At 73.5% G+C, this 26,008-nt stretch carries 22 protein-coding genes; 20 read left to right on the top strand and 2 right to left on the bottom strand.

The genetic code is table 11. From position 1 onward, the window contains the following. Positions 1-44 precede the first annotated feature (44 nt). From ACFQ6N_RS25385 to ACFQ6N_RS25310, 16 genes are all read left to right on the top strand, one after another. The gene (locus ACFQ6N_RS25385) at positions 45-2,225 is read left to right on the top strand and encodes a bi-domain-containing oxidoreductase (RefSeq protein WP_380653259.1); all 2,181 of its coding nucleotides are present in this window, start codon (positions 45-47) and stop codon (positions 2,223-2,225) included. A 2-nt stretch (positions 2,226-2,227) separates the two neighbouring features. Beyond that, entirely contained in the window at positions 2,228-4,171 is a 1,944-nt protein-coding gene (locus ACFQ6N_RS25380) for an alginate lyase family protein (RefSeq protein WP_380653257.1), read from the top strand. A 16-nt stretch (positions 4,172-4,187) separates the two neighbouring features. Next, entirely contained in the window at positions 4,188-5,711 is a 1,524-nt protein-coding gene (locus ACFQ6N_RS25375; protein WP_380653317.1) for a right-handed parallel beta-helix repeat-containing protein, read from the top strand. A gap of 31 nt (positions 5,712-5,742) precedes the next feature. Then, complete coding sequence (locus ACFQ6N_RS25370) at positions 5,743-7,008, top strand: O-antigen ligase domain-containing protein (RefSeq protein ID WP_380653315.1); 1,266 nt, start codon at positions 5,743-5,745, stop codon at positions 7,006-7,008. A gap of 2 nt (positions 7,009-7,010) precedes the next feature. Further along, a complete protein-coding gene (locus ACFQ6N_RS25365) occupies positions 7,011-8,282 on the top strand; it encodes a glycosyltransferase family 4 protein (protein ID WP_380653255.1) in 1,272 nt (423 codons plus the stop codon). Next, positions 8,283-9,518: a methyltransferase domain-containing protein gene (locus ACFQ6N_RS25360; protein WP_380653253.1), complete on the top strand. Its 1,236-nt coding sequence runs from the start codon at positions 8,283-8,285 to the stop codon at positions 9,516-9,518. It abuts the gene before it with no gap. Further along, a complete protein-coding gene (locus ACFQ6N_RS25355; RefSeq protein ID WP_380653251.1) occupies positions 9,515-10,339 on the top strand; it encodes a glucose-1-phosphate cytidylyltransferase in 825 nt (274 codons plus the stop codon). Before ACFQ6N_RS25360 ends, ACFQ6N_RS25355 begins: the two co-directional genes overlap by 4 nt. After that, entirely contained in the window at positions 10,336-10,983 is a 648-nt protein-coding gene (locus ACFQ6N_RS25350; protein ID WP_380653248.1) for a PIG-L deacetylase family protein, read from the top strand. Before ACFQ6N_RS25355 ends, ACFQ6N_RS25350 begins: the two co-directional genes overlap by 4 nt. 3 nt (positions 10,984-10,986) lie before the next feature. Further along, positions 10,987-12,012 (top strand): NAD-dependent epimerase/dehydratase family protein, encoded by a 1,026-nt coding sequence (locus ACFQ6N_RS25345; RefSeq protein ID WP_380653245.1) that lies wholly within the window; start codon positions 10,987-10,989, stop codon positions 12,010-12,012. Beyond that, positions 12,000-13,283 carry a DUF4910 domain-containing protein gene (locus tag ACFQ6N_RS25340; RefSeq protein WP_380653243.1) on the top strand — a complete coding sequence of 428 codons (1,284 nt, stop codon included), beginning with the start codon at positions 12,000-12,002 and terminating at the stop codon, positions 13,281-13,283. Before ACFQ6N_RS25345 ends, ACFQ6N_RS25340 begins: the two co-directional genes overlap by 13 nt. 20 nt (positions 13,284-13,303) lie before the next feature. Beyond that, on the top strand, positions 13,304-14,671 hold the full coding sequence (locus ACFQ6N_RS25335; RefSeq protein ID WP_380653313.1) for a hypothetical protein: 1,368 nt from the start codon (positions 13,304-13,306) through the stop codon (positions 14,669-14,671). Then, positions 14,668-15,615 carry a glycosyltransferase family 2 protein gene (locus tag ACFQ6N_RS25330; protein WP_380653241.1) on the top strand — a complete coding sequence of 316 codons (948 nt, stop codon included), beginning with the start codon at positions 14,668-14,670 and terminating at the stop codon, positions 15,613-15,615. The genes ACFQ6N_RS25335 and ACFQ6N_RS25330 overlap by 4 nt, the downstream gene beginning before the upstream one ends. Then, a complete protein-coding gene (locus ACFQ6N_RS25325) occupies positions 15,612-16,901 on the top strand; it encodes a polysaccharide pyruvyl transferase family protein (RefSeq protein ID WP_380653239.1) in 1,290 nt (429 codons plus the stop codon). The genes ACFQ6N_RS25330 and ACFQ6N_RS25325 overlap by 4 nt, the downstream gene beginning before the upstream one ends. Further along, positions 16,898-17,449 (top strand): dTDP-4-dehydrorhamnose 3,5-epimerase family protein, encoded by a 552-nt coding sequence (locus tag ACFQ6N_RS25320; protein ID WP_380653236.1) that lies wholly within the window; start codon positions 16,898-16,900, stop codon positions 17,447-17,449. The genes ACFQ6N_RS25325 and ACFQ6N_RS25320 overlap by 4 nt, the downstream gene beginning before the upstream one ends. A gap of 8 nt (positions 17,450-17,457) precedes the next feature. Continuing rightward, positions 17,458-18,783: a glutamate-1-semialdehyde 2,1-aminomutase gene (locus ACFQ6N_RS25315; RefSeq protein WP_380653233.1), complete on the top strand. Its 1,326-nt coding sequence runs from the start codon at positions 17,458-17,460 to the stop codon at positions 18,781-18,783. A 264-nt stretch (positions 18,784-19,047) separates the two neighbouring features. Then, a complete protein-coding gene (locus ACFQ6N_RS25310; RefSeq protein ID WP_380653230.1) occupies positions 19,048-19,647 on the top strand; it encodes an HAD-IA family hydrolase in 600 nt (199 codons plus the stop codon). Here the strand turns inward: ACFQ6N_RS25310 and ACFQ6N_RS25305 are convergent. Next, positions 19,615-20,913, bottom strand: a complete 1,299-nt coding sequence (locus tag ACFQ6N_RS25305) for a helix-turn-helix domain-containing protein (RefSeq protein ID WP_380653228.1) — start codon at positions 20,911-20,913, stop codon at positions 19,615-19,617. The genes ACFQ6N_RS25310 and ACFQ6N_RS25305 overlap by 33 nt on opposite strands. Before the next feature lie 240 nt (positions 20,914-21,153). Between ACFQ6N_RS25305 and ACFQ6N_RS25300 the strand changes: the two genes are divergently transcribed. From ACFQ6N_RS25300 to ACFQ6N_RS25290, 3 genes are all read left to right on the top strand, one after another. After that, entirely contained in the window at positions 21,154-21,591 is a 438-nt protein-coding gene (locus ACFQ6N_RS25300) for an ATP-binding protein (RefSeq protein ID WP_380653225.1), read from the top strand. A gap of 13 nt (positions 21,592-21,604) precedes the next feature. Then, positions 21,605-22,171: a hypothetical protein gene (locus tag ACFQ6N_RS25295; RefSeq protein ID WP_380653222.1), complete on the top strand. Its 567-nt coding sequence runs from the start codon at positions 21,605-21,607 to the stop codon at positions 22,169-22,171. A gap of 109 nt (positions 22,172-22,280) precedes the next feature. Next, entirely contained in the window at positions 22,281-23,192 is a 912-nt protein-coding gene (locus ACFQ6N_RS25290) for an NUDIX hydrolase (protein WP_380653319.1), read from the top strand. 53 nt (positions 23,193-23,245) lie between these two features. Here the strand turns inward: ACFQ6N_RS25290 and ACFQ6N_RS25285 are convergent, their stop codons facing one another. After that, on the bottom strand, positions 23,246-23,983 hold the full coding sequence (locus ACFQ6N_RS25285) for a phosphatase PAP2 family protein (RefSeq protein WP_380653220.1): 738 nt from the start codon (positions 23,981-23,983) through the stop codon (positions 23,246-23,248). Positions 23,984-24,356: 373 nt separating this feature from the next. Here ACFQ6N_RS25285 and ACFQ6N_RS25280 point away from each other — a divergent pair, with 373 nt between their 5' ends. After that, on the top strand, positions 24,357-25,694 hold the full coding sequence (locus tag ACFQ6N_RS25280) for a Cys-Gln thioester bond-forming surface protein (protein ID WP_380653217.1): 1,338 nt from the start codon (positions 24,357-24,359) through the stop codon (positions 25,692-25,694). The last annotated feature ends 314 nt before the right edge of the window (positions 25,695-26,008 follow it).

Below are 26,008 nucleotides of genomic sequence, written 5' to 3'. Positions count from 1 at the left end.
AACGGCGTAGGAACCGAACGGCTTAGGGAACAAGGGGACTTCCGGTGAAACAGGTTGTGCAGAACTACAAGAGCGGCGAGCTGTCGGTGCTGGACGTGCCGGTGCCGGGGTGCAAGCCGGGCGGGGTGCTGGTGCGCACCGTCTACTCGCTGATCTCCACCGGGACCGAGATGATGAAGGTGTCCGAGGCCGGGATGTCGATGGTGGGCAAGGCCCGCTCGCGTCCGGACCAGGTGGCCAAGGTCATGCAGAGCGTGGCCACCAACGGGCTGCCCGCCACGTACCGCAAGGTGATGGGCAAGCTGGACTCGTACACGCCGCTGGGCTACTCGCTGTGCGGGGTGGTCGAGCAGGCCGGCGCCGGGATCGACGACGTGAAGGTCGGCGACCTGGTGGCCTGCGCGGGCAACGAGCACGCGCTGCACGCCGAGTTGAACTGGGTGCCCCGCAACCTCTACACCCCGGTGCCGGACGGCCTCGCGCCGCAGCACGCGGCCTTCGGGACCGTCGGGTCGATCGCCCTCCAGGGCGTGCGCCAGGGCGAGCCGCAGCTCGGCGAGGTGGCGCTGGTCATCGGCCTCGGGCTGATCGGGCAGCTGGTGGTGCAGCTCCTCACCGCCGCGGGGGTGCGCGTGGTCGGCGCCGACCCCGACCCCTCGCGCTGCGAGCTGGCGGAGAAGCTGGGCGCGGCGGCCTGCGGCGACCCGGGGTCGGCGGCGGTGGAGAACGCCGTCGCCGAACTGACCGGCGGTCACGGCGTGGACCAGGTGTACCTGGCCGCCGGCGGCGGCAGCAACCAGCCGGTGGAGCTGGCCGCCCACCTGGCCCGGGACCGCGGCCGGGTGGTCGACATCGGCAAGTGCAAGCTGGACCTGCCGTGGAACGCGTACTACGAGAAGGAGTTGGACGTCCGGTTCTCCCGCTCGTACGGCCCCGGGCGCTACGACCCGGAGTACGAGCTGGAGGGGCGCGACTACCCGATCGGCTACGTGCGCTGGACGGAGCGGCGCAACCTGGCCTGCTTCATCGACCTGATGGCCCGCGGCCGGGTGGACGTCGGCCCGCTGGTCTCCCACGTCGCCGACTTCGAGGACGCCGTGGAGACGTACCGGCGCCTGAAGGACGGCGAGTTGAAGGCCGTCACGGCGCTGTTCCGTTACCCCCCGGCGGAGCCGCAGGCGCAGGCCCCGACGGTGGCGGTGCCCGCCGTGCGGCGCCCCGCCGCGCAGGCCGCCCCCGCCCGTCACGGCAAGGCGCCGGTGCGGCTGGCGTTCATCGGCGCGGGCAACTACGCGACCTCCATGCTGCTGCCGCACCTGGCGCAGCGCGAGGGCGTCGCACTGTCCACCGTCGTCACCACCACGGCGCTCTCGGCCGCCAACGCCCAGCGCAAGTTCGGCTTCGCCCAGGCGACCACCGACCTCGACTCCGTCCTCGGCGACGATGCGATCGACGCGGTGTTCGTGGTCACCCGGCACAGCTCGCACGCCGCACTGACCCGCAAGGCGCTGCTCGCCGGCAAGACCGTCTTCGTGGAGAAGCCGCTCGCGCTGACCGAGGAGGAGCTCGCCTCCGTGCTGGCCACGGTGGAGGAGTCCGGCAACGACCGCCTCCAGGTGGGCTTCAACCGCCGGTTCGCGCCGCTGCTGCGCGAGGCCAGGAGCCACCTGGGCGCCCGGACCGGCCCGGCGAGCCTGCGCTACCTGGTCAACGCGGGCCGGCTCCAGCACGGCAGCTGGTACCTCCAGCAGGGCACCGAGGGCTCGCGGTTCGAGGGCGAGGGCGGGCACTTCATCGACACGGCGAGCTGGCTGCTGGGCGCCGACCCGGTGTCGGTGTACGCCGTCGCCCCGTCCGGCAACGAGGACCTCCAGATCGTGCTGAGCTACCCGGACGGCTCCACCGCCGCCATCAGCTACGTCACCTCCGGCGCGCCCGGCTTCCCCAAGGAGACGCTGGACCTCCTCGCGGACGGCAAGGTGCTCAAGCTGGACGACTTCGTCCGCGCCTCGGTCTACGGGCGCAAGCGCTGGGTCAGCTCCCGGCTGCCCAAGGCCCGGGACAAGGGCCAGTCCAACGAACTGGCCTCGTTCGTCAAGGCCGTGCGCACCGGCGGGCCGATGCCGGTGCCGCTGGAGTCGCTGGTCGCCACCACCGCGGCCACCCTGGCCGTGCAGGCGAGCCTGGCCGGCGGCGCGCCGGTGACCCTGGCGAGGTCGCTGTGACCATGAGCGCGGGCTGGTACCTGCGGCGGCTGTCCGCGATGGGGCCGCGGGAGCTCGGCGGCCGGGTCGGCGACACGGTGCGCAGGCGGCGGTGGCGGACGGCGCCGCCGCACGCCCCGGTGGTGACCGGCGCCCGGTTCACCGCCGTCCTGCCCGCCGGGACGCTCGCCGCGGTGCCCGCGGACGCCGCCAAGCGCCTCGTCGCCGAGGCGGACCGGCTGATGGACGGGCACGCCGAGTTCTTCGGGGTGGACCGCGACGACCTGGCCGCCCCGGACTGGTGGCGCGACCCGAAGACCGGGCGCCGGGCGCCGGACGGCTACGCCTTCGACGTGCCGTACCGCGACGAGGACGCCGTCGGCGACATCAAGCAGATCTGGGAGCCGTCCCGGCACCAGTACCTGACCGTGCTCGCCGCCGCCTACGCGCTCACCGGCAACGAGCGGTACGCCGAGCGGGTGGCCGAGCACCTGCGGTCCTGGTGGGCGGCCAACCCGCCGCTGCGCGGCGTGCATTGGATCAGCGGCATCGAGCTGGGCATCCGGCTGCTGTCCTGGGTGTGGGTCCGCCGGCTGCTCGACGGCTGGCCGGGCGCGGCCGCCCTGTTCGAGGGCAACCAGGTGGCGCTGGAGCAGATCTGGCACCACCAGCGCTGGCTGGCCGCCTTCCCCAGCCGGGGGTCCTCGGCGAACAACCACGTCATCGCCGAGACCGCCGGGCAGTTCGCGGCCGCCTGCGCGTTCGACTGGTTCCCCTCCTCGGAGCGCTGGCGCGCGGACGCGCTGGGCTCGCTGGACCGGCACCTGCGCGCCAACACCTTCCTCTCCGGGCTCAACCGCGAACTGGCCAGCGAGTACCACGGGCTCGTCCTGGAACTCGGCCTGGCCGCGCTGGCCGAGGCGGACGCCGCCGGCGTCCCCGTCCCCGCGACCGTCCGGCTGGTGCTGCTGCGGATGACCGACGCGCTCGCGGCCGTCGTGGACGACCGGCTGCGGCCCCCGCGCCAGGGGGACGCGGACGACGGGCACGGCCTGGTCGTGGACGGCGCGGGCACCGACCGCTGGGGCTCGCTGCTGGCCACCGGCGGCGCCGTGTTCGGCCGGCTCCCCTGGTGGCCGGCCGTGAACGGCACCGATGTGCGCACCCCGCTGCTGGCCGCGCTCCTGCGCCCGTACGGGAACGACGGCACGGTGAAGCGCCCGGCGAGCCGGCCGGTGCACTTCCCCGACGCCGGGATGACCGTCCTGCGCGGCCCGGCCGGGATCTGGTGCCGCCTCGACGGCGGCCCGCACGGGTTCCTGTCCATCGCCGCGCACGCCCACGCGGACGCGCTGTCGGTGGAGGTCCGGCACGACGGGGTCGACGTGCTCGCGGACCCGGGGACGTACTGCTACCACGGGCAGCCCGAGTGGCGGCGGTACTTCCGCTCGACGCTGGGCCACAACACCCTGGAGCTGGACGGCGCGGACCAGTCCGTCTCCGGCGGCCCGTTCCTGTGGACCCGGCACGCCCGCAGCCGCGTCCTGGTCGCGGACACCTCCGACCCGGCCGTGTCCCGCTGGTGCGCCGAGCACGACGGCTACCAGGGCGCGGCGCACCGGCGCCGGGTGGAACTGGCCCACCCGCGCCGGGAACTGACGATCACCGACGAGGTGCGCGGCCCGGGCCGGCCCGTACGCCTGGCGTTCCACCTCGGCCCGGCCGTCACCGCGGACCTGAGCGGGAACCGGGCCGTACTGACCTGGACCCGGGACGGCGAGGAGCGCTCCGCGGTGCTCGACCTGCCCGGGCGGCTGACCTGGCGGGCGCACCGCGGCGAGAGCGACCCGCCGCTGGGCTGGTACTCCGCCGGCTTCGGGCGCAGGGAGCCCGCCACCACGCTGGTCGGCACCGGTGTGTCCGACGACGCGCGGCAGTTCACCACGGTGCTCGGGTTCCGGGACTAGGGAGAGGCGAGTGCGGATGAAGAGGCGGCGCCGGGGGGTGTCGGCGGCGGCGCAGCTGGCGCTGGCCCTGCTGCTGGCGACCGGCTGCACCAGCGCGTCGGACGCCCCGGCGGAGCCGACCGCCGGGCCGTCCGGGCCGGTGGCCGTGGCGCGGGTGTGCGCCGCCCCGGCGGACGGGCCGACGAGCGCGCCGGCGGGCGCGGTCACGGTCGACCCGGCGGTGGTCGGCGACCTGGCCGCGAAGACCAGGAGCAGCCCCCCGAACACCACGTTCTGGCTCCGGCCCGGGACGCACACCCTCGAACCGGACCGGTACGCCCAGGTGCTGCCCAAGGAGGGGGACAGCTACGTCGGCGCGCCGGGCGCGGTGCTCGACGGCCGGAAGACCAACGCCTACGCGTTCGGCGGCGGCGCCGCCGGCGTCGGCATCCGCCACCTGACCGTGCAGGGCTTCATCGCCCCGCAGAACGAGGGCGTGGTCAACCACGACTCGGCCGACGGGTGGGTGGTCGAGCACACCACGGTGCAGGACAACTCGGGTGCCGGGCTGATGGCCGGAGCCCACCAGCGGGTCCGCGCCAGCTGCCTGCGCCGCAACGGCCAGTACGGCCTGAACGCCTACAAGACCGGCGCCCCCGTCACCGACCTGGTCGTCGAGGGCAACGAGATCACGGGCAACGACACCGACGAGTGGGAGCGGCAGCAGCCGGGCTGCGGCTGTACCGGGGGCGTCAAGTTCTGGGCCGTCAACGGCGCCGACGTGCGCGGCAACTGGGTGCACGACAACCGCGGCGCCGGCCTGTGGGCGGACACCAACAACAACGACTTCCGCATCGAGGACAACGTGCTGGAGGCCAACGACGGCGCCGCGCTGATCTACGAGACCAGCTACAACGCGGTCATCCGCAACAACACGATCCGGCGCAACAACTGGGTCGAGGGCCGCCGTTCCGCCGACCGCGGCGACAACTTCCCGTTCGCGACCGTCTACCTGTCCGAGTCCGGCGGCGAGCCGCGGATCCCGGCCCGCACGGACCGGATCGAGATCTACCGCAACGTCCTGGAGGACAACTGGTCGGGAATCACCCTGTGGGAGAACGCCGACCGGTTCTGCAACAGCCCGGCCAACACCTCGTCGGGCGACTGCACGCTGCTGGTGCACGGCACCGACCGCTGCGCCCAGCCGGCGATCGCCGGAGCGCCGCTCTACGGCGACTGCCGGTGGAAGACCCAGCGGGTGGACATCCATCACAACCGCTTCTCGCTGGACGCGTCCGTCGTCCAGTGCACGGTGAAGTGCGGCCGGATGGCGGTGCTGGCCAACTACGGCACCTACCCGGACTGGTCGCCGTACAAGGGCGAGCCGGTGGCCGAGGCGATCACCGGCAAGCAGCAGAACCACTGGCACGACAACACCTACGCCGGGCCGTGGAGCTTCATCGCCCACGACCCGAGCCGCACGCTCGACTTCGGGCAGTGGCAGGGCGCGCCGTACCAGCAGGACGCGGGCAGCACCTTCCGGCCCCGGGCGGGTGGTTGAGGTGGGGCGGAACCTGACGGTGGGAAGGGACCTGACGGCGGGCCGGGACCTGACGGCGGGCCGCGAGCCGGCGTCCGCCGCGCCGAAGGCGGTCGGGATCGTCTGGGGGCTGCTGATCCTCAACACGCTCGGCTCCGCCGGGGCGCAGACCATCATCCCGCTGCCCCGCTCGCTGATCCAGATGGCCACCATGGGCGCGCTGGTCTCCGCGTTCGCGCTGGCACTGCTGCTCAACCTGCGGCTGCGCGTGCGGGCCGGCGCCTACCTGTCCCTGCTGACGCTGCTGCTGGTGCTGAGCGTGGTCTCCAGCGCGCACCTGACGTCCGGGGCCGGGGCGCTGTTCCGCTGCTTCCGGCTGTCCCTGTTCGTCGGCACGCTGTGGCTGCTCAGCCGGTGGTGGGACGGCGGGACGACGTTCGTGCGCCACCACATCCGGATGTACTTCGCGGTGCTCGCGTCGGTGGCCGCCGGGCTGGTCGCCTCACCGGGAGCGGCCTTCCCCGACGTCTACGGCGGGCGGCTGGTCGGCGCGCTGTGGCCGCTCACGCCGCCGCAGATCGGCCAGTACGCCGCCGTGATCATCGGGCTGACCGTGCTGCTCCTGCTGGACCGCCGGACCACCGGGCGCGACGCGGCGACCGTCATCGTGCCGTCCCTGGTCCTGCTCGCGCTGACCCACACCCGGACGGCCACGCTCGGCCTGATCGTCGGGCTGACGCTGGCGATCGGCTCGCTCCTGCTGACCAGCGCCGCCGCCCGCCGGTTCTTCTCCTGGGCGGTGCTGTGCGCCACCGTGGCCGCGGTGGCCCTGAGCTCGCTGCTCCAGGCGTGGTTCCTGCGCGGGCAGAGCCAGGAGAACTTCTCCAACCTCACCGGCCGGGCCAAGGTCTGGGACGCCCTGCTGTCGGCGCCCCGCACGACCCTGGAGCAGCTGTTCGGCACGGGCCTGGGCGACAAGTCGTTCGGCGGGCTGCCGATCGACAACAGCTGGCTGGCCGTCTACAACGAGCAGGGCCTGGCCGGCGTCGCCCTCGTGGCGGCGTTCCTCACCGTGCTGGGCGGCGTGGCGCTGCTGCGGCCGCCGTCGCTGGAGCGGGCCGGCGCGCTCTTCCTGATCAGCTACTGCGCGATCGCCTCGTACACCGAGGCCGGGCTGGGCGACGCCTCGCCCTACCTGCTGCACCTGACGGTGGCCGCCTCGCTGCTGGCGGCCCCGGCCGCGGCCGCCCTCCCGGCGCCGTCCGACGTCCCGCGACGGCGCGTACCGCACCGGGCCCAGAGATCGGAGGCGATCTGACCATGCACGTCCTCGTGGTGCACAACCGCTACTCCTCGGCGCAGCCGAGCGGAGAGAACCGGGTCGTCGACCAGGAGGTGGCGCTGCTGCGCGGGGCCGGCCACCGGGTCGGGCTGTTCGAGCGGCGCAGCGACACCATCGCCGCCCGCTCCCTGCCGGGCAAGGTCGCGGTGCCGCTGCTGGTGCCGTGGAACCCGGCGGTCCGCAGGGAGCTGGCGGCCCGGCTGCGCGCCGAGCGGCCGGACGTGGTGCACGTGCACAACGTGTTCCCGCTGCTGTCGCCGTCGGTGCTGGCCGCCTGCGCCGCCGCCGGGGTGCCGGCCGTCGCGACGCTGCACAACTACGCCCAGGTCTGCCCGCCCGGCACGCTCCAGCGGGACGGCCGGCCGTGCGCCGAGTGCGTCGGGCGCTCGCCGCTGCCCGCCGTCCGGCACGGCTGCTACCGCGGCTCCAGGCTGGCGACGGTGCCGCCGGCGGTGAGCCTGGCGGTCAACCGGCGGCGCTGGTGGTCGGGCGTGGAGCGGTTCTTCTGCATCTCGGCGGCGCAGCGCGACGTCCTGGTGGGGGCCGGGCTCCCGGCCGAACGCCTCGTGGTCAAGCACAACTTCGTGCCGGACCCGGGCGCCTGCCGCACCGACGGCGGCGAGCACGTGCTGTACCTCGGCCGGCTCGCGGAGGCCAAGGGGGTGCGGCTGCTGATGGCCGCCTGGGACGCCCTCGCGGCGGACGGCGGTGTGGGCGTGCCGCTGGTGGTCGCCGGTACGGGGCCGCTGGAGCGGGAGGTGGCCGACTGGGCGGCGGGGCGGGACGACGTGCGCTACGTCGGCCTGTACGACCCGGAGCAGTGCCGGCGGGCCGTCGCGCGGTCGGTGGCCGTGGTGGCCCCGTCGACGTGGCTGGAGGCGTTCGGCCTGGTGGTCGTGGAGGCGATGGCGGCCGGGGTCCCGGTCGTCGCCGCCGGTCACGGCGCCTTCGTCGAACTCGTCGAGGACGGGGTGACCGGGCTGCTGCACCGGCCGGGCGAGGCGGCCTCGCTCGCGTCCTGTCTGCGCCGGATCACGGCCGGGGCGGACCGCAACCGGGAGATGGGCACGGCGGCCCGGCGCCGTTACGAGCAGGGGTTCAGTCCGGCCGTCGGGCTGGAACGCCTGGTGGAGGAGTACCGGTCCGTGATCGCGGGCCGGTCCGGCGGCGCGGAGGGCGCGCCGCCGGTGACGAACGGAAACGCTGGCTCGCCGGGGGGCACCCGCGCGGGCAGGAATTGGGGGCAGTAGATGACACGATGCCGACTCTGCGGCTCGACGGCGCTGGGGAGCGTCGTCGACCTGGGGGCGACCCCGCCGTGCGAGAGCTTCCTCTCCGCCGAGCAGTTGGACCTGCCGGAGGCGACGTACCCGCTGCACCTGCGGGTCTGCACCGACTGCTGGCTCGCGCAGCTCCCGCCGCTGATCACGCCGGAGGAGACGTTCCAGGAGTACGCGTACTTCTCCTCCTACTCGACGTCCTGGGTGGAGCACGCCCGTACGTTCGTCGACGGGGCCGTCGAGCGGCTGGGCCTGGGCCCGGACGCGTTCGTGGTCGAGGTGGCGAGCAACGACGGCTACCTGCTGCGGCACGTGGTGGACCGGGGGATCCGCTGCCTGGGCATCGAGCCGTCGGTGAACGTCGGCGCCGCGGCGCGGGAGGCGGGCGTGCCCACGCTCACGGCGTTCCTGGACCAGGCGACCGGCGCGGCCGTGCGCGCCGAGCACGGCCCGGCGGACCTGGTCGCCGCCAACAACGTGTACGCGCACATCCCGGACGTGGTCGGCTTCACCCGGGGGCTGCGCGCCCTGGTGGCCGACGACGGCTGGGTCTCCATCGAGGTGCAGCACCTGCTGACCCTGATCGAGGAGAACCAGTACGACACCGTCTACCACGAGCACTTCCAGTACTACACGGTCGCGTCGGCGATCCGGGCGCTGGCCAGCGGCGGGCTCACCCTCGTGGACGTGGAGCTGCTGCCCACGCACGGCGGCTCCGTCCGGCTGTGGGCGCGGCCGGACGAGGCGGCGGGCGAGCCCAGCCGGCGGGTGGCGGAGGTACTGGACCGGGAGAAGGCCGCCGGGCTCCAGGAGCTGTCCGGGTACACCGAGTTCTCCGACCGGGTGGCCAAGGTGCGCCGGGACCTCCTGCGGTTCCTGGTCGAGGCGGCCGAGCGCGGCGAGACGGTCGTCGGCTACGGCGCCCCGGGCAAGGGCAACACCCTGCTCAACCACTGCGGGATCCGGCCCGACCTGCTCCCGTACACGGTCGACCGCAACCCCTACAAGCACGGCAGGTTCACCCCGGGCACCCGGATCCCGATCCTGCCGCCCGAGCAGATCGCCGTCGACCGGCCGGACTACGTCCTGGTCCTCCCGTGGAACCTGCGGGCGGAGCTGGTCGAGCAGTTGTCCTTCGTGCACGAGTGGGGCGGCCGGCTGGTCTTCCCCATCCCGGAACTGAGCATTGTCGAGGTCAAGCCGTGAAGGTCGTCCTGTTCTGCGGGGGTTACGGGCTGCGGATGCGCAGCGGGGCCTCCGACGACGTGCCCAAGCCGATGGCGATGGTCGGTCCCCGGCCGCTGATCTGGCACGTCATGCGCTACTACGCGTACTTCGGGCACACCGAGTTCATCCTGTGCCTCGGGTACGGGGCCCGCCACATCAAGGACTACTTCCTCAACTACGAGGAGACGGTGTCCAACGACTTCGTGCTGCGCAACGGCCAGACGGAGCTGCTGTCCACGGACATCGCCTCCTGGACGATCACGTTCGCGCAGACCGGCATCGAGTCGCCGATCGGCGAGCGGCTGCGCCGGGTGCGCCACCACCTGGACGGCGACGAGATGTTCCTCGCCAACTACGCCGACGTGCTGACCGACGCGCCGCTGCCGGAGATGATCGACCGCTTCGCCGAACGCGACGCCGGCGCGTCGATGATGGTGGTGCCGCCGCAGTCCTCCTTCCACTGCGTGGAGCTGGGCGAGGACGGCCTGGTGGGGGGCATCACCGCGGTGAGCGACATGCCGCTGTGGGAGAACGGCGGCTACTTCGTGCTGCGCCAGGAGGTCTTCGACCACATCCCGGAGAACGGGGACCTGGTCGCCGACGGCTGTGCCGGGCTGGCCAAGGGCGGCCGGCTGGTGGCGCACCGGCACCGCGGGTTCTGGAAGCCGACCGACACGGTGAAGGAGAAGGCCGCGCTCGACGAGGCGTACGCCCGGGGCGACCGCCCGTGGGCCGTGTGGGAGCGGGGCGGCGCGGACGCGGCCGGCCACCGGCACGGCGCCGGGGCGGGAGCCGCGTGATCCGGCTCGGCGCCGGGCGCCCGGAGCGGGTCGTCGCGCTGGGGGCGCACTGCGACGACATCGCGATCGGCGCCGGCGGCACCCTGCTGACGGTGTGCCGGGCGCGGCCGGGCGTGCGGGTCGACGCGCTGGTGCTCTCCGGCGGCGGCGGCGAGCGGGAGCGGGAGGAGCAGGCCGCGCTGGCCGCCTTCTGCCCGGGCGCCGACCTGCGGCTGACCGTGCTCAAGCTGCCGGACGGCCGGCTGCCCGCGCACTGGGACGAGGCCAAGGCCGCGGTCGAGGAGCTGCGCGCGCGGACCGAGCCGGAGCTGGTCCTCGCGCCGCGCACCGCCGACGCCCACCAGGACCACCGCGGCCTGGCGCAGCTGGTGACCACCGCGTTCCGCGACCACCTGGTGCTCGGCTACGAGATCGTCAAATGGGACGGCGACCTCGGCCGCCCCACCGCGTACCAGCCGCTGGCCGCGGAGGTCGCGGAGGAGAAGGTGCGGCTGCTGCAGGAGCACTACCCCTCGCAGCGGCACCGGCCCTGGTACGACCGGGAGGCCTTCCTCGGGCTGGCCCGGATCCGCGGCATCGAATGCCACGCCCGCTACGCCGAGGCGTTCGCGGTCACCAAACTCGTTCTCGGCCTGGAGGGCTGAACCTTGCGCGTACTGCTGACCGGACACCAGGGCTACCTGGGCACCGTGATGGCCCCGGTCCTCGCGGCCGCCGGGCACGAGGTCGTCGGGCTGGACGCCGGCCTGTTCGCGGACTGCGTCCTGGGCCCGGCTCCCGCGGACCCGCCCGGGCACCGGGTGGACCTGCGGGACGTCACCGCCGACCACGTGGCCGGGGTGGACGCCGTGATCCACCTGGCCGCGCTGTCCAACGACCCGCTGGGCTCGCTGGCGCCCGACCTCACCTACGACATCAACCACCACGCCTCGGTGCGGCTGGCGCGGCTGGCCCGCGACGCCGGGGTGCGGCGGTTCCTCTACGCGTCGACGTGCTCGGTCTACGGCGCCGCCGGCGGCGACGACCTGGTGGGCGAGGACGCCCCGCTGCGCCCGGTGACGCCGTACGCGGAGTCCAAGGTGCGGGTGGAGGACGACCTGCACGCGCTGTCCGACGGCGACTTCAGCCCGGTGTACATGCGCAACGCCACCGCCTTCGGCTACTCGCCCCGGCTGCGCGCCGACATCGTGCTGAACAACCTGGTGGGCCACGCGCTGCTGTCCGGCGAGGTGCTGGTGCTCTCCGACGGCACCCCCTGGCGCCCGCTGGTGCACGCCGTCGACATCGCCCGGGCCTTCACGGCGGCGCTGGACGCGCCGCGGGAGGCGGTGCACGACCGGGCGTTCAACATCGGCAGCGAGGCCAACAACGTGACGGTCGCCGAGATCGCCGGGCAGGTCGCCGAGGCGGTGGCCGGCTCGCGGGTGGTGATCACCGGGGAGAACGGTGCCGACCCCCGGTCGTACCGGGTGGACTTCTCCCGGTTCCGGGCCGCGCTGCCGGGCTTCGACTGCGAGTGGACGGTCAAGCAGGGCGCACTCGAACTCGCCGACGCCTACCGGAAGTTCGGGCTGAACCGGGAGGACTTCGAGCGGCGCTTCACCCGGCTGGCCGTGCTGCGCGCGGCGGCCGGCGCCGGCACCGTCGACGACACCCTGCGGTGGCGCCGGTGAGCACGCCCGGCGAGGAGATGCACGCCCTGGTGGAGCGGCTGTACCCGCTGTGCCGGAGCATCACCGGCGACGGCGTGCGCGCCACCCTGGACATCGTCGGCGAGTACCTGCCGCTGGACGTGCACGAGGTGCCGACCGGCACGCAGGTGCTCGACTGGACGGTGCCGCAGGAGTGGAACATCCGGGACGCGTACATCGCCGACGCCGCCGGGAACCGGGTCGTCGACTTCGCCGCGTCCAGCCTGCACGTGCTCGGCTACAGCGTGCCGGTGGCGGCGACCATGCCGCTGTCCGAGTTGCGCGGGCACCTGCACACCCTGCCGGACCACCCGGCCTGGGTGCCGTACCGCACCAGCTACTACACGCCGCAGTGGGGGTTCTGCCTGTCCCAGGAGACCCTGGACGGGCTGCCGGACGGCGACTACGAGGTGCGCGTCGACTCCACGCTCGCGGACGGTCACCTCACCTACGCCGAGCACGTCGTGCCCGGGCAGGTCGCCGACGAGGTGATCGTCTCCTGCCACGTCTGCCACCCGTCGCTGGCCAACGACAACCTGGCGGGCATCGCGGTGGCGGTGTTCCTGGCCCGGGAGCTGGCGCAGCGCACGCCGTACTACACCTACCGGTTCATCTTCGCGCCGGGCACCATCGGGGCGATCACCTGGCTGGCCCGCAACGCGGAGCGGGTGGACCGGGTCAAGCACGGGCTGGTGCTGGCCTGCGCCGGGGACCCGGGGCAGCTGACGTACAAGCAGAGCAGGCGCGGCGACGCGGAGATCGACCGGGTGCTGCGGCACGTCCTGTCCGCGTCCGAACGCCCGCACCGTGTCACCGAGTTCACCCCGTACGGCTACGACGAGCGGCAGTACTGCTCGCCCGGGTTCGACCTCGGCGTGGGCTCGCTCAGCCGGACCCCGTACGCCGGGTACCCCGAGTACCACACCTCGGCGGACAACCCGGACTTCGTCAAGCCGGAGGCGATGGAGGACACCCTGGCCGTCTGCCGCGAGGCCTTCGCCGTCCTCGACCGCAACCGGAGCTACCTCAACCTCAGCCCGTACGGCGAACCGCAGTTGGGCCGGCGCGGGCTGTACGACTCGCTCGGCGGGCGCAGCGACGCCAAGGAGGCGCAGCTGGCCATGCTGTGGGTGCTCAGCCTCTCCGACGGCGCGCACAGCCTGCTGGACGTCGCCGAACGGTCCGGGCTGCCGTTCGACACCGTCGCCGTGGCGGCCGACGCCCTCCGGGGCGCCGGGCTGATCAAGGCGTGACGGCGGTGGGCGGCGAGGGGGTGGAGACGAGGACGGCCGGTCCGTCCGGGGAGACGGGGCGGACCGGGCGGACCGGGCGGACCGCCAAGCGGGGCGTGCTCGGGCGGCTGTCCTGGGGGCTGGCCGACCAGGCGGTCTCCAGCATGACCAACTTCGCCGTGGGGGCCTTCGTCGCCCGCTCGCTGGGGGTGACCGCGTTCGGCGTGTTCAGCCTGGCCTGGCTGACGTACGGCGTGGTGCTCAACGTCTCCCGCGGGCTGGCCACCGACCCGCTCATGGTGCGGTTCAGCGGCGTGCCCGAGCCGGTCTGGCGCACGGCGGCGGGCCGCTCCTCGGGCGCCGCGCTCGCCGTCGGCTCCACCCTGGGCGCCCTGTGCCTGCTGGTCGGGCTCGGCCTCGGCGGCGACGTCGGGACGGCGTTCGCCTGCCTCGGCGTCGCCCTGCCCGCGCTGCTGCTCCAGGACTCCCGGCGGTTCGCGTTCTTCGCCGCCGGCGCCGGACGCAAGGCGTTCACCAACGACCTCGTCCAGGGCGTCGCGCTCGTCCCGGCCATGGTGGTGGCCGCCCGGGTCGGCACCGTGGCCGCCTTCGTGCTGGCCTGGGGCGCCGCCGCCGCGTTGGCCGCCGGGTACGGCTTCCTCCAGTCCGGCATCCGGCCGCGGGTGACCGAGGCCCGCGGGTGGATTCGCGAGCAGCGCGACCTGGGCAGCCGGTACCTGGTCGAGAACGTCAGCCTCAGCGGCGCCGGCCAGCTGCGGGCGTACGGGCTCGGCGCGATCGCCGGGGTCGGCGCGGTGGGCGCCGTCCGGGGCGCCGAACTGCTGCTCGGCCCCTTCCTCGCCCTGCTGATGGGCCTGTCGCTGGTCACCGTGGCCGAGGCGGCCCGGGTGCTGCGGCAGGAATCGCACCGGCTCGGCCGGTTCTGCTTCCTGCTGGGCGGTGGGCAGGCCGGCGCCGCCCTGCTGTGGGGCGCGGCGCTGCTGCTGATGCCGGACCGGGCCGGCGAGCTCGTCCTCGGCGACGTCTGGCACTCCGCCTCCCGGCTCATCGTGCCGGCCACGCTCGGCGTCGCCGGCGCCGGCCTCGGCAGCGGCGCGGCGACCGGACTGCGCGCGCTCGCCGCGGCCCGGCGCAGCCTGCGCTGCCAACTCTTCGCCTCCGCCTGCTACCTCGGCGGCGGGCTCGGCGGGGCGGCCGCGGCCGGCACGGTCGGCTCCGCCTGGGGCGTCGCCACCGCCACCGCCTGCGGCTCCGCCGTGTGGTGGCTGCAACTGCGGGCCGCCCTGCGCGAACACCACCGCGCCCCCGCGCCGGCCCCGGAACCGGCCCCGGCCCCGGCCCCGGCCCCCGAACCATCGCACGACATCCCCGAAGTGAGGACGCCATGACCGCCGTTCCCCGGTTGAGCATCGGGCTGCCCGTCTACAACGGCGAGGAGTACCTCGCCGAGTCGTTCGACGCCCTGCTCGGCCAGACCTACGAGGACTTCGAGCTGGTCGTCTCCGACAACGCCTCGACCGACGCCACCCAGGACATCTGCCGCCGGTACGCCGCGCGGGACTCCCGCATCCGGTACCTGCGGCTGCCCCGCAACATCGGCGCCGCGCCGAACCACAACCACGTGTTCACCGAGTGCCGCGGCGAGCTGTTCAAGTGGGCCTCGCACGACGACCTGTACGCCCGGGACCTGCTGCTGCGCTGCGTGGAGGCGCTGGACGAGCGGCCGGACGTGATCCTCGCGCACTCCGGCCAGGCCGTCATCGACGGCGACGGCCGGGTGAAGGTCCCGTACGAGTACGGGCTCGCCACCGACTCCCCGCACGCGCCGGAGCGGTTCCGGAGCCTGCTGTTCGAGCCCGGCGGCGACGACTTCTACGGCGTCATGCGGGCCGACGTGCTGCGCCGGGTGAAGCCGCACGACAGCTACCACCACGCGGACCGCACCTTCGTCGCCGAGATCACCCTGCACGGGCCCTTCCACCAGGTGCCCGAGCTGCTGTACTTCCGCCGCGACCACCCCACCCGCGCCGAGCGGGCGAACCCCTCCAAGCGCTCCCGCTGCGTCAACCTGGACCCGCGCCGGGCGGGCCCGCTGCACCCGACGCCCCGGCTGCTCGCCGAGTACGTCTGGGGCTTCGCCTCGGCGGTCCGACGGGCGCCGCTGTCCCCGGACGACCGGCGCGCCTGCTACCGCCACCTGGCCTCGTGGATGACCAGCCGGGTCCGGCCGGGCGCCGGCGAGCGGGTCGAGGACCGCGCGCCGGTCGACCCGGCCCGGCTCACCGTCTCGGTCGACGCCCTGGTGGCCGGGCGCGAGGGGAGGCGGGCGTGACGGCGGACGGAACCCCGGTGCGCGTCGGGGTGTTCGGCCTGCTCGGCTCCGGCAACCTCGGCAACGACGGCTCGCTGGAGGCCGTCCTCGGCTACCTGCGCGCCGAGCACCCGGCGGCGGTCGTGGACGCGCTGTGCGGCGGGCCCGAGGCCGTCACCGCCCGGTACCGGATCCCGGCCACCCGGCTGCACTGGTACCGCGGCGAGTACCGCACCGCCTCACGGGCGGGCTCGATCGCGGCGAAGGGCCTGGGCAAGCTCGTCGACGCCGTCCGCACCGCCGCCTGGGTGCGCCGGCACGACGTGGTGATCGTGCCCGGCATGGGCGTCCTGGAGGCCACCCTGCCGCTGCGGCCCTGGGGCTTCCCGTACGCGCTGTTCCTGCTCTGCGCCTCCGGGCGGCTCCTCGGCACCCGGGTGGCGCTGGTCGGCGTCGGCGCCTCCGCGATCGCCGACCGGCCCACCCGGGCCCTGGTCCGCTGGTCGGCCCGGCTGGCCGCGTACCGGTCGTACCGGGACGCCCTGTCCCGCGACGCGATGCGGGCGATGGGCGTGGACACCGCGCGGGACGAGGTCTACCCGGACCTCGCCTTCGCCCTGCCCGCGCCGCCGCCCGGGGCGCCGTCCGATGCACCGTCCGATGCGCAGGGCCCGGTCTGCGTCGGCGTCATGGCCTTCCACGGCGGCAACGACGACCGCGACCGCGCCGAGGAGATCCACCGGCGCTACCTGGACGGGACGACCCGCTTCGTCCGCACGCTGGTCGAGGACGGCCGGCCGGTCCGGCTGCTCACCGGCGACGGGGTCGACGCCCCGGTGGCCGCCGCGATCGTCGACGCGGTGGGCTCACCGCTGGTCACCGTCTCCGACGCCGCCTCGCTGGCCGAGCTGATGGCGGAGGCCGCGGCAGCCGACGCCGTGGTGGCGACCAGGTACCACAACCTGGTCTGCGCGCTGAAGGCCGGCACCCCGACCCTCGCGCTGAGCTACGCGGCGAAGAGCGACGCGCTGATGGCCGGGATGGGGCTGGGCACGTACTGCCACCCGGCCCGCGAGGTCGACGCCGACCGGCTGGTCGAGCAGTTCCGGGAGCTGGAGCAGCGGTCGGCGGAGCTGCGACGGACCCTCGCCGAGCGCAACCTCGCCGCCTCCCGGCACCTCGGGCAGCAGTTCGCCGCCCTGACCGCCGCGCTCTTCCCGGCGACCGGCCGCGCCGGTGGCACCACCGATACCAACACCGATACCGATACCGATACCCGTGCCCGTGTTCTGAAAGAGGCCCCATGAAGGTGACCGAAGTCCCGGCGATCGCCGGGGCGTACCTGTTCGAGCCGACGCCGTACGCCGACGAACGCGGCTTCTTCTGCCGCACCTTCGACGCCGACGTGGTCCGCTCGGTGGGCCTCGACCCGGACGCCTTCGTCCAGCACAGCGTGTCCCGCTCGGTCCTGGGCGTGCTGCGCGGCCTGCACCTGCGCTCCGGCGCCGGCGAGGCCAAGCTGGTGCGGTGCTCGTACGGGCGGGTCTTCGACGTCGTCGTGGACCTGCGGCCGGACTCGCCGACCTACCTCGGCCAGGCCCACTTCGAGCTGTCCGGCGACACGCAGGCCAGCGTGTACATCCCGGCCGGGTGCGCGCACGGCTTCCAGGCGCTCACCGACACCACCGACGTCTCGTACCTGATCGACCGTCCGCACGATCCGGCCGAGGACGTGACGATCGCCTTCGACGACCCGCAGCTCGCCGTGCCCTGGCCGCTGCCGGCCACGTCCGTGTCCAAGCGGGACCGGGAGGCGCCGAGCCTCGCCGAAGCCCTCCGGCCGCAGGGGAAGTGAGGGGCCGCATGTCCACCGAAGAGTTCCGGCTCCCCCGCTCCCGGGCGGCGAACGAGCGGCTGCACGCCGTGATCCCCGGCGGCGCGCACACCTACGCCAAGGGCGACGACCAGTACCCCGAGGACCTGGCCCCGGTCATCAGCCACGGCCGCGGCGCCCACGTGTGGGACGTCGACGGCAACCGCTACATCGAGTACGGCTCCGGCCTGCGGTCGGTCAGCCTCGGGCACGCCCACCCGCGCGTGCTGGAGGCCGTCCGGCGCGAACTCGACCGCGGCACCAACTTCGTCCGGCCCTCGATCGTCGAGGCCGAGGCCGCGGAACGCTTCCTGGCCACCGTGCCGACCGCCGAGATGGTGAAGTTCACCAAGAACGGCTCCGACGCCACCACCGCCGCGGTGCGCCTCGCCCGCGCCGTCACCGGGCGCTCCCGGGTGGCGATCTGCGGCGATCACCCGTTCTTCTCCGTCGACGACTGGTTCATCGGCACCACCCCGATGTCCGCCGGCATCCCGGCCTCGACCACCGAGCTCACCGTCGCGTTCCCCTACGGGGACCTGGCCGCCACCGAGGAACTCCTCACCCGCCACCGGGACGAGGTCGCCTGCCTGGTCCTCGAACCCGCCGGCCACACCGAGCCACCCCCCGGATACCTCGCCGGCCTGCGCGCACTGGCCGACCGGCACGGCTGCGTCCTGGTCTTCGACGAGATGATCACCGGCTTCCGCTGGTCCGAGGCGGGCGCCCAGGGCCTGTACGGCGTCGTCCCCGACCTCTCCACCTTCGGCAAGGCGCTGGGCAACGGGTTCGCCGTCTCCGCGCTGGCCGGGCGCCGCGAGCTGATGGAGCGCGGCGGCCTGCGCCACCCCGGCGACCGGGTGTTCCTGCTGTCCACCACGCACGGTGCCGAGACCCACTCGCTGGCCGCCGCGATGGCCGTGCAGACCACCTACACCGAGGAGGGCACCACCGCCCGGCTGCACGCCCTCGGCGAGCGGCTGGCCTCCGGCGTCCGCGAGGCCGCCGCCGCCATGGGCGTCGGCGACCACGTCGTCGTCCGGGGCCGGGCCAGCAACCTGGTCTTCGCCACCCTCGACGAGGACCTGCGGCCGTCCCAGGAGTACCGCACCCTGTTCCTGCGCCAGTTGCTCGCGGGCGGGGTGCTGGCGCCGTCGTTCGTGGTGAGCGGCGCGCTCGACGACGCCGACATCGAGCGGACCGTGGACGTGGTGGCCGAGGCCTGCGGCGTGTACCGGAAGGCCCTGGACGCCGGCGACCCCGCGCCCTGGCTGGGCGGGCGGCCGGTGAAACCCGTGTTCCGCCGCCTCGCCTGAGCTACCTCGCCTTGTCCACTACCCGACCGACCGGCCAGGCGGCCGTCGGCACCACCGCCGGCGCGGTGCACCAATCGCCCAGCGCGTCGGTCGGGTCGTGCGCGCCCAGCACGACCTGCGCCCAGCCCATCACAACTCCCGCAACCACCGTCGGCGACGCCCCGCACAGACACTCGCCGGACCTGACCAAACCTCGGTGCAACCAGCCAGGAGCGGACGTACGCTGTGCGGATGGAGCGAGCTACAGTGACTTCGTTTCGTGCGGTGGTCTTCGACTTCTTCGGCGTCCTGACGTCGAACATGGTCGAGGTCATCACGTGGTTCGAGAACCGGGAGCGGATCGCCCCGGGGACGTTCCTGCGTGCCTGGTCCGACCCCCGGGGGCAGGACCTGTTCCGGAATCTCGAACTCGGCCGGATCAGTCAGACGGACTGGAACACCGAGTTTGCCGCCCTGATGGGCGTGAAGCCGGACAACCTGCTGGCGAGGTACCTTCACGACGCTTTTCCGGCGTACCAGGTTCTCCAGGTCGCGCGGCAGGCCCGTGCGGCGGGGGTGCGGACGGCGGTACTGTCAAACAGCCTCGGGCGGCAGCCCTACGACCCATACGCGGGTTTCGACCTGCACGGCACCTTCGATGCGGTGGTGCTGTCGGCGGAGCATGGTGCCCGCAAACCCGAACCCGAGGCGTTTCAGGTCGTACTGGAGCGCCTCGGTGTCAGCGCCGAGGAGTGCCTGTTCGTGGACGACAGTGAGGAGAACCTCGTCGCCGCCCAGCGGCTCGGCTTCACCCCTGTGCTGGGGCTGGACGAGGACGTGGTCGTCCGACGGCTACGCGAGCTCCTGCGCCTGCCCGGCTTCTAGGAAGTCGCGGACCCCTGTATGGGCGGTGTGCGGATCCAGTTTCTCGCGCAGACCCCGCAGTTGGGATTCGGAGCGCGCGGAGTCGACCGCTCCGAGGCAGGCAGCGGCGTGTCGGCCCGTTGCCACGGCCGCGTCCAGGTCGTGCAGTGCGAGGTGTGCCTCCGCGGCGCGGGCGAGGTAGATGGCGTGGCTGCGGGGGTACTGCTCGTCACCCGGATACGCCTGCATGCCGGCCTCGAACCGCCGCAGGGCCTCGGCAGGGTCTCCCAGTTCCAGAGCGGAGGAGCCGGCGATCATCTCGATCTCGCCGTAGTCCACCCAGTAGAGGAAACCAGGGTCGTCCTCGCGCCGTCCCTTGTCCAGCGCTGCGTGTGCCAGGTGAAGCTGCTGCGTGGTCTCCTTCCTCGCTCCGTCCTTCGACCACGCGCGGGCGGCGCGGGCGGCGAGCATCGCCTCCATCCGCGGGGTGCTACGGCCGCGCACCTGGGTCCGGGCTGTGTCCACGAACGACACCGCCCGGCCGGCCAGGCCGGGGGAGGAGTAGCACTGAACGGCGGCGAAGGACAGCGTGTAGGCGCCGGCGATCACATCGCCGCACTCGGCGGAGGCCCGCAAGGAGGCATCGAAGTAGGACTGGGCGAGGCCGACGCGGCCCTGATCGAAGGCCGCCCAGCCGACCTGGCGGGCGGCCTCGGTGGTGATCGCGTACAAGCGCGACAGGTGATTGCCCTTGTAGCGCCCGGACTTGATCGCTGCCAGTGCCAGGGCAAGGTCGCTGCGCGCGGCCGTGAAGACCTCGCCACTACCGAGCTCGTCATCCACGCGGCGCAGGAGACTGAGCCGGCCCTCCAAACCTGCCATCAGGGACGAGCCGTCCACATGCCTGGCCCGTGGATCCTGGAGAGTGCGCCCGATGGCCGTGACCCAGTTGTTCGTTGACGCTGTCAGGGCAACACCGGCAGCAAGGAACCCTCGGCGATCCACTCGTCTTCCTTCCATCAGGCTCGTGAGAACCGCCAGAGTCGCTCCGGCCCGGTTCCAAGAAACCTCCACAACTGCGGTATCCGCAAGGGCGGCGGCGAAGCCTCCGCCTGTGTCGAGGACCCTGTCGTAGGCGGCGGCCACCGACTCGGTCACCCGACGGTTGCCGTTCTCCACGTTGCGCAGGTACGCCACACCGAACCCGCTCGCACGGGCGAACTCGGCCCAGTTCAGGCCGGAAGCGCGGCGGGCTTGCCTCATATCGCGACGCAGTTGATCGGGCATCATGGCGCTCCTCGGGGATGGGATCGCTTTTGGATCGCGCCATGGCATTGTCTCCATCGTGTTGGCGGTGTGTGATCGATTCCGTACAGATCGCAGTCGTTGCCGTCTGGTCGCCTGGAGCCGGAGCGTTGACCCCGGCGTGCACCGGTCCGTCCGCGCCTGCCTGAGTCCACGTCAGTGTGGGGCAGCGGAAGCCATGCCCATGCCTCCCACCGGAATACCGTTCTGAGGTACTTCGCCATGCTCAAAACCTGGTCTGCGGCCCGCCGCCCCTGCTCGTTCGCCGGGCGCCTCGACTCCCGCGCGGACTCGACGCCCCTCGCGCGGCACCTCCTCCGGGCATACCTGGCCGGCCTCCCTGCGGGTGATCGCTACCGCGATGTTGCCGAACGCCTCCTCGGCGAGCTGTTCGCCAACGCCGTCCAGCACTCCGACGCACCCGCCGACCGCCCCATCGAGATCCACTTCGCCCTCATCGGCGATCGCCTGCGCCTGGAGGTCCACGACGCCGGCAGCGGACGTCCCTCTCTCCGCCGTTCCAGCACCGACAACGAGCGCGGACGCGGCCTCTTCCTCGTCAACGAACTCGCCGAGCGCTGGGGCTGCTGCCCTCAGGCCATCGATATCGGAAAGTTCATCTGGGTCATCGTCGCCCCCACCCCCGTTCCTGCCATCTGAAAGCGTGCCGTCGATGCAGCCGCCTCTCGCCGCCCTCGCCCGGCACTCCCTCGCTCGCGGCTCCACCGCAGCCGAGACCTACGCCCTCCTCGCCCGCCGCAGCGGCAAGCCGCTCCCCGCCGCCCGCGCCGTCTGCCTCGCCCTCGACATCCCCCTCGCCGAGACCACGCGCCGCCTGAACGACTGCTACGACGCCCTGCTCGCCGACCCGCGCCCCGGTGTCGAGGCCGACACCGGTGAACTCCTGGAAGCCCTCGGCGTGTTCGACGTCCCGAAGCGCCTCGATGCCCGCGAGCTGGCGGTCATCGACCTCTTCCTCACCGCCATCGACGCCATGGGCGGAATCCGCGCCGGACACCAGCACGGGCTGGGGCGCTGGTTCACCACGGGCAACCTCATCACTGCCTACCTCTCCCTCGTCGCCGCCCACCCCCTTCCCCGCACCGGTGACCCCGTCCAGTACTGGACCACCCTCGTCCAGGTCGGCGAACTCCTCGCCGCCGCCCCCCACCCGGACACGCGCATCAAGTACGCCCTCACCCGGTGCCGCACCAACGCCACTCGCGCGACCACCACGTAATCGCAGGAGGTCGGCCCCGCTGACTTCCCGTGCACGACCTCCTCCAGGCGAACACGTTGAGTACGACGAAGGTTCAGATGCGCACCGTCCCCGGAAGGACCCCACAGCCGTGACCAGTCCACTTCCCACCCCCTCCGACCGTCTTGAAGTCCTCGAAGCCGCCACGCTACGCCTGGTGGAGACGACCCCGCCGATGCTCTCACCGGAGCACCGCGCCGCGATGGACCACGTGTGGGCGAAGGCCGTCCAGGCGAACCCGGACCTGTTCGACGGCCCGGCGGTGGTGTGCACCGCCACCGGGTACGACGGAGACAGTCTCGTCCTGTCCTGGGCCCCCGTGACCTACCGGCACTTCGCGCTGCGCCGCGTGCCAGGGGCACCTCGGGTGTCGTCGGTGTTCGTGACCATCGCGCAGCCGATCGACGCGGGCGGCCTTGTCGTGGGCCGTATGTCCGCCTCGACCGCGGCGCCCGGCCGCTGGCAGTTGCCTGGCGGCAACGTGGAACCGTCCATCGGTACCGGAGTCCTGGACGAGACCGAATTGCGCAGCCAGGCGTGCCGGGAGCCGGCGGAGGAGATCGGTGTGCACGCGACGCCCAAGGACCTGACGCTGTGGGCCGTCACCCGAGGGGAGAACGGCAACATCGGCATGCACTACGAGGCGCCCCCGCTGCCGCAGCAGACTGTGCCGAGCGGTACGAGGCGCTGGTGCGGGCGGAGAGCGCTGCGGGCCGCACCCCGGAGCTGGACCGGATCACCGTCGTGGACGGTGCAGCCACCGGGTTGGAGGACCCGCAGGCGGACTACCTCGAAGCCCTGCTCCACCGTTACAAGGCGAGGACCCATGAGTGACACCCGCGCCCCGCGGTGGATCCTGGAGGCGGCGGGGGAACTGCTGGCGGCCGAGCAGTTGGGCCTGCCCGCCGCCCGACCGTGGACGTGGTGGCCGAGGTCTGCGGCGTGTACCGGAAGGCGCTGGACGCCGGTGACCCCGCGCCCTGGCTGGGCGGGCGGCCGGTGAAGCCCGTGTTCCGCCGCCTGGCGTGAGGCGGCGCGAATTGACCTGACGTGACGTCAGCTGCCGTCCCGCCGGGCGATGTCGGCCGCCCGGTCCACCAGCCGGGCGGTCACCGGCACCACCGCCAGCGCGGTGCACCAGCCGCCGAGGACGTCGGTCGGGTAGTGCGCGCCGAGCGCGACCTGCGCCCAGCCCATGGCGGCGCCGGCGGCCAGGGCCACGGCGAGCGGGAGCAGGGCGGCGGCCGGCCCACCGGGGCCGGGGCCTCGGTCGGGGCCGGGACCGGCCCCGGTCCGGCCCCGGTGGCCGGTCACGAGCATCGCCACCACGAGGGCGAGCGAGGTGGCGAAGGCGGTGTGCCCGCTCGGGTAGGACAGGTTCCCCTCGCCGTGGATGGTGCGTCCCACCAGGTGCTTGAGCAGCGTCGCCGCCCCCACGGCCAGGGCGACGCCGACGACGGCGAACACCGCTCCGCGCGGACGCCGGAGCAGCAGGCAGCCCGTCACCACGGCCGCCATCAGCAGCGCGGCGCCCACGGGCTCCCCCAGGACGTCCAGGGCCCGGGCGAGGTACCGCCACGGCGGCTCCACACCGTCCACCACCGCCTGGATCCGCGCGTCCACCGCGCCGGGCTCGCCCTCCCCCGCGTACCGGAACCCCAGCACGGCGACCACCGAAGCGGCCAGCGCCGCCATCAGCCCGAGCCACCCGCGCAGCGCCGGAACGGGTGCCACGGCGGGGCCGGGTATGCGGGCGCCGTCCTCGGCGCGGGGGGTGGTCCGGTTGCCGGTCATCCTGCGATTGTCTCGCAGCGGACGCCGGCAGGACTCGGAAATCCCCGGACCGAAACAAGTCGCCCGGCCCCGGACGCGCTTCCGGACGGCGATCTTCCGATGCCCGCCCGGGCACCGGGCACCGTCCCGCCGTGCAGGAACCTGCATGCGCATTCTGCAGGAACTGTCATCGATTGACGGACACAGTCAAGTTCGGGCACGGATAGATTCGATGGCACCTCAGTCAGGCAGGGGCGACGCCGTCGGGTGAATACGGATCGGGGCCGGTCGGGCCGTGCCGCGCATACGGGAGAAAGAAGAAACAGTGGACCTGGAACATACGACCGTCCGTACCCCGCGGAACCTCCGGTCGAGCCGGACGCACCGGCAGCGCGTGCTGCGCACGGCAGCCGTGGTGCTCACGACGGCCGTGGTGACCGGCAGCGGGCTCGCGACGGCACCCGCGGCCACGGCGGACAGCGGCCTCGGCGACGACGGAGTGAGCGGCACCCTGTACGACGGGGTGCTGCACGGCGCCCTCATCAACGTCAAAGGCTACGAAAAGGCCCAGATGGGCGGCGTGTTCGAGCTGCTGACCGATGACGACGGCAGCCTCCTCACCTACTGCATCGACCTCCCGACCGCCGTCGTGCAGGACGCGCGCTACCAGGAGGTCGACTGGGCCGACGCACCCACGTTGAAGGACAACGACGACGCGGGGAAGGTCAACTGGGTCCTCCAGCACGCGTACCCGAAGATCTCCAAGCAGGACCTCGGCGAGCTCGTCCACAGCGAACTCTCCGACAACGATGCCGCCGCCGCCACCCAGGCCGCCATCTGGCACTTCTCGGACCACGTCACGGCAACTCCGACCCATCCGGGCGCGGCCGCTCTCACCGAGTACCTGGTGTCCCACGCCGAGGACGTCGAGGAGCCGGGCCCCTCGCTCAGCCTCGGCCAGGCCCAGGTCACCGGCGAGAGCGGAACGGTACTCGGCCCGATCAGGATCACATCCGCCAGCGGCGAGGTCTCCGCCGCCCTCGACACCGCGGCCGTCACGGCCGGTGTCGCGCTGACCGACCGGGCCGGCACCGTCGTCTCCGACGGCGACGGCAGACTCACCAACCCCGCCGCCGGCGGCGACTCGCTCTACGTCAAGGCCCCGGCCGACGCCCGCCCCGGTAGCGCGACCATCACCGCGACCACCTCGCTCAAGGTCCCGGTGGGCCGGGCCTTCACCAGCCCGGGCAGCCAGTCCCTGATCATCGCGGGCAGCACCGTCGTCAGTGCCACCGCGCACGCCAAGGCCAGTTGGACCGCGGCCACCCCCACGCCGTCGCCCTCCGCCACGGCCACGCCGTCGCCCTCCGCCACCGCGAGCGCCTCGACCAGCCCGCCCCCGGGCCCGGCGCCGAGTCCGACCGCGACCGCGACCGCCAGCGCGACCGCCTCGGGCTCGGCCTCGGCGAGCCCGAGCCCGAGCGGTCGGCCCCCCACGAGCGCTTCGACAAGCCCGGCCCCGACCGCGCCCCCGTCCACCGCCCCCGGTACCACCCCCACCGGCGGCACTACGGCGGGCTCCGAACTCGCGTCCACCGGCGCCGACGGCCCGTTTCCGCTGATGGCCGGCGTCGGCGCGGCGCTGATCCTGGTCGGCGGCGGCACGTTCCTCACGGCCCGCCGTCGCGACCGCCGACGGGCCACGGCGCACACCCGGCCCGACAAGAAGTGACCAGCGGGTCGGTCCGGGAGAGCGGGGGCCCGCGATCGATGACCCCATAGGTCTATGACCCCATAGGTCTTCCCTATGGGTGTATCCCGGAGCGGGGCGGATCCCACCGACGCCGACGAGGCGCTCGGCAGTGACGAAATCCCCCGGCTGACGGACGACTTGGCGCCGGACCGGCGGCCGTCCGACGCGCCGTGACCGGGCCGAGGCCCGCGGATCGCGCCGACCGAGTCCGAGGCATTGGTCCCGTCGGCCCTGGCCGAACGTCCCTGGGGAGACGGGCTCCGTCCGTTGGACGATCCTCCTTCGACGGTGGT

Origin of the sequence: Kitasatospora sp. NPDC056446, from assembly GCF_042796115.1 — a bacterium.
GTDB lineage: Bacteria > Actinomycetota > Actinomycetes > Streptomycetales > Streptomycetaceae > Kitasatospora.
This window is presented reverse-complemented; position numbering and strand designations above follow the sequence as displayed.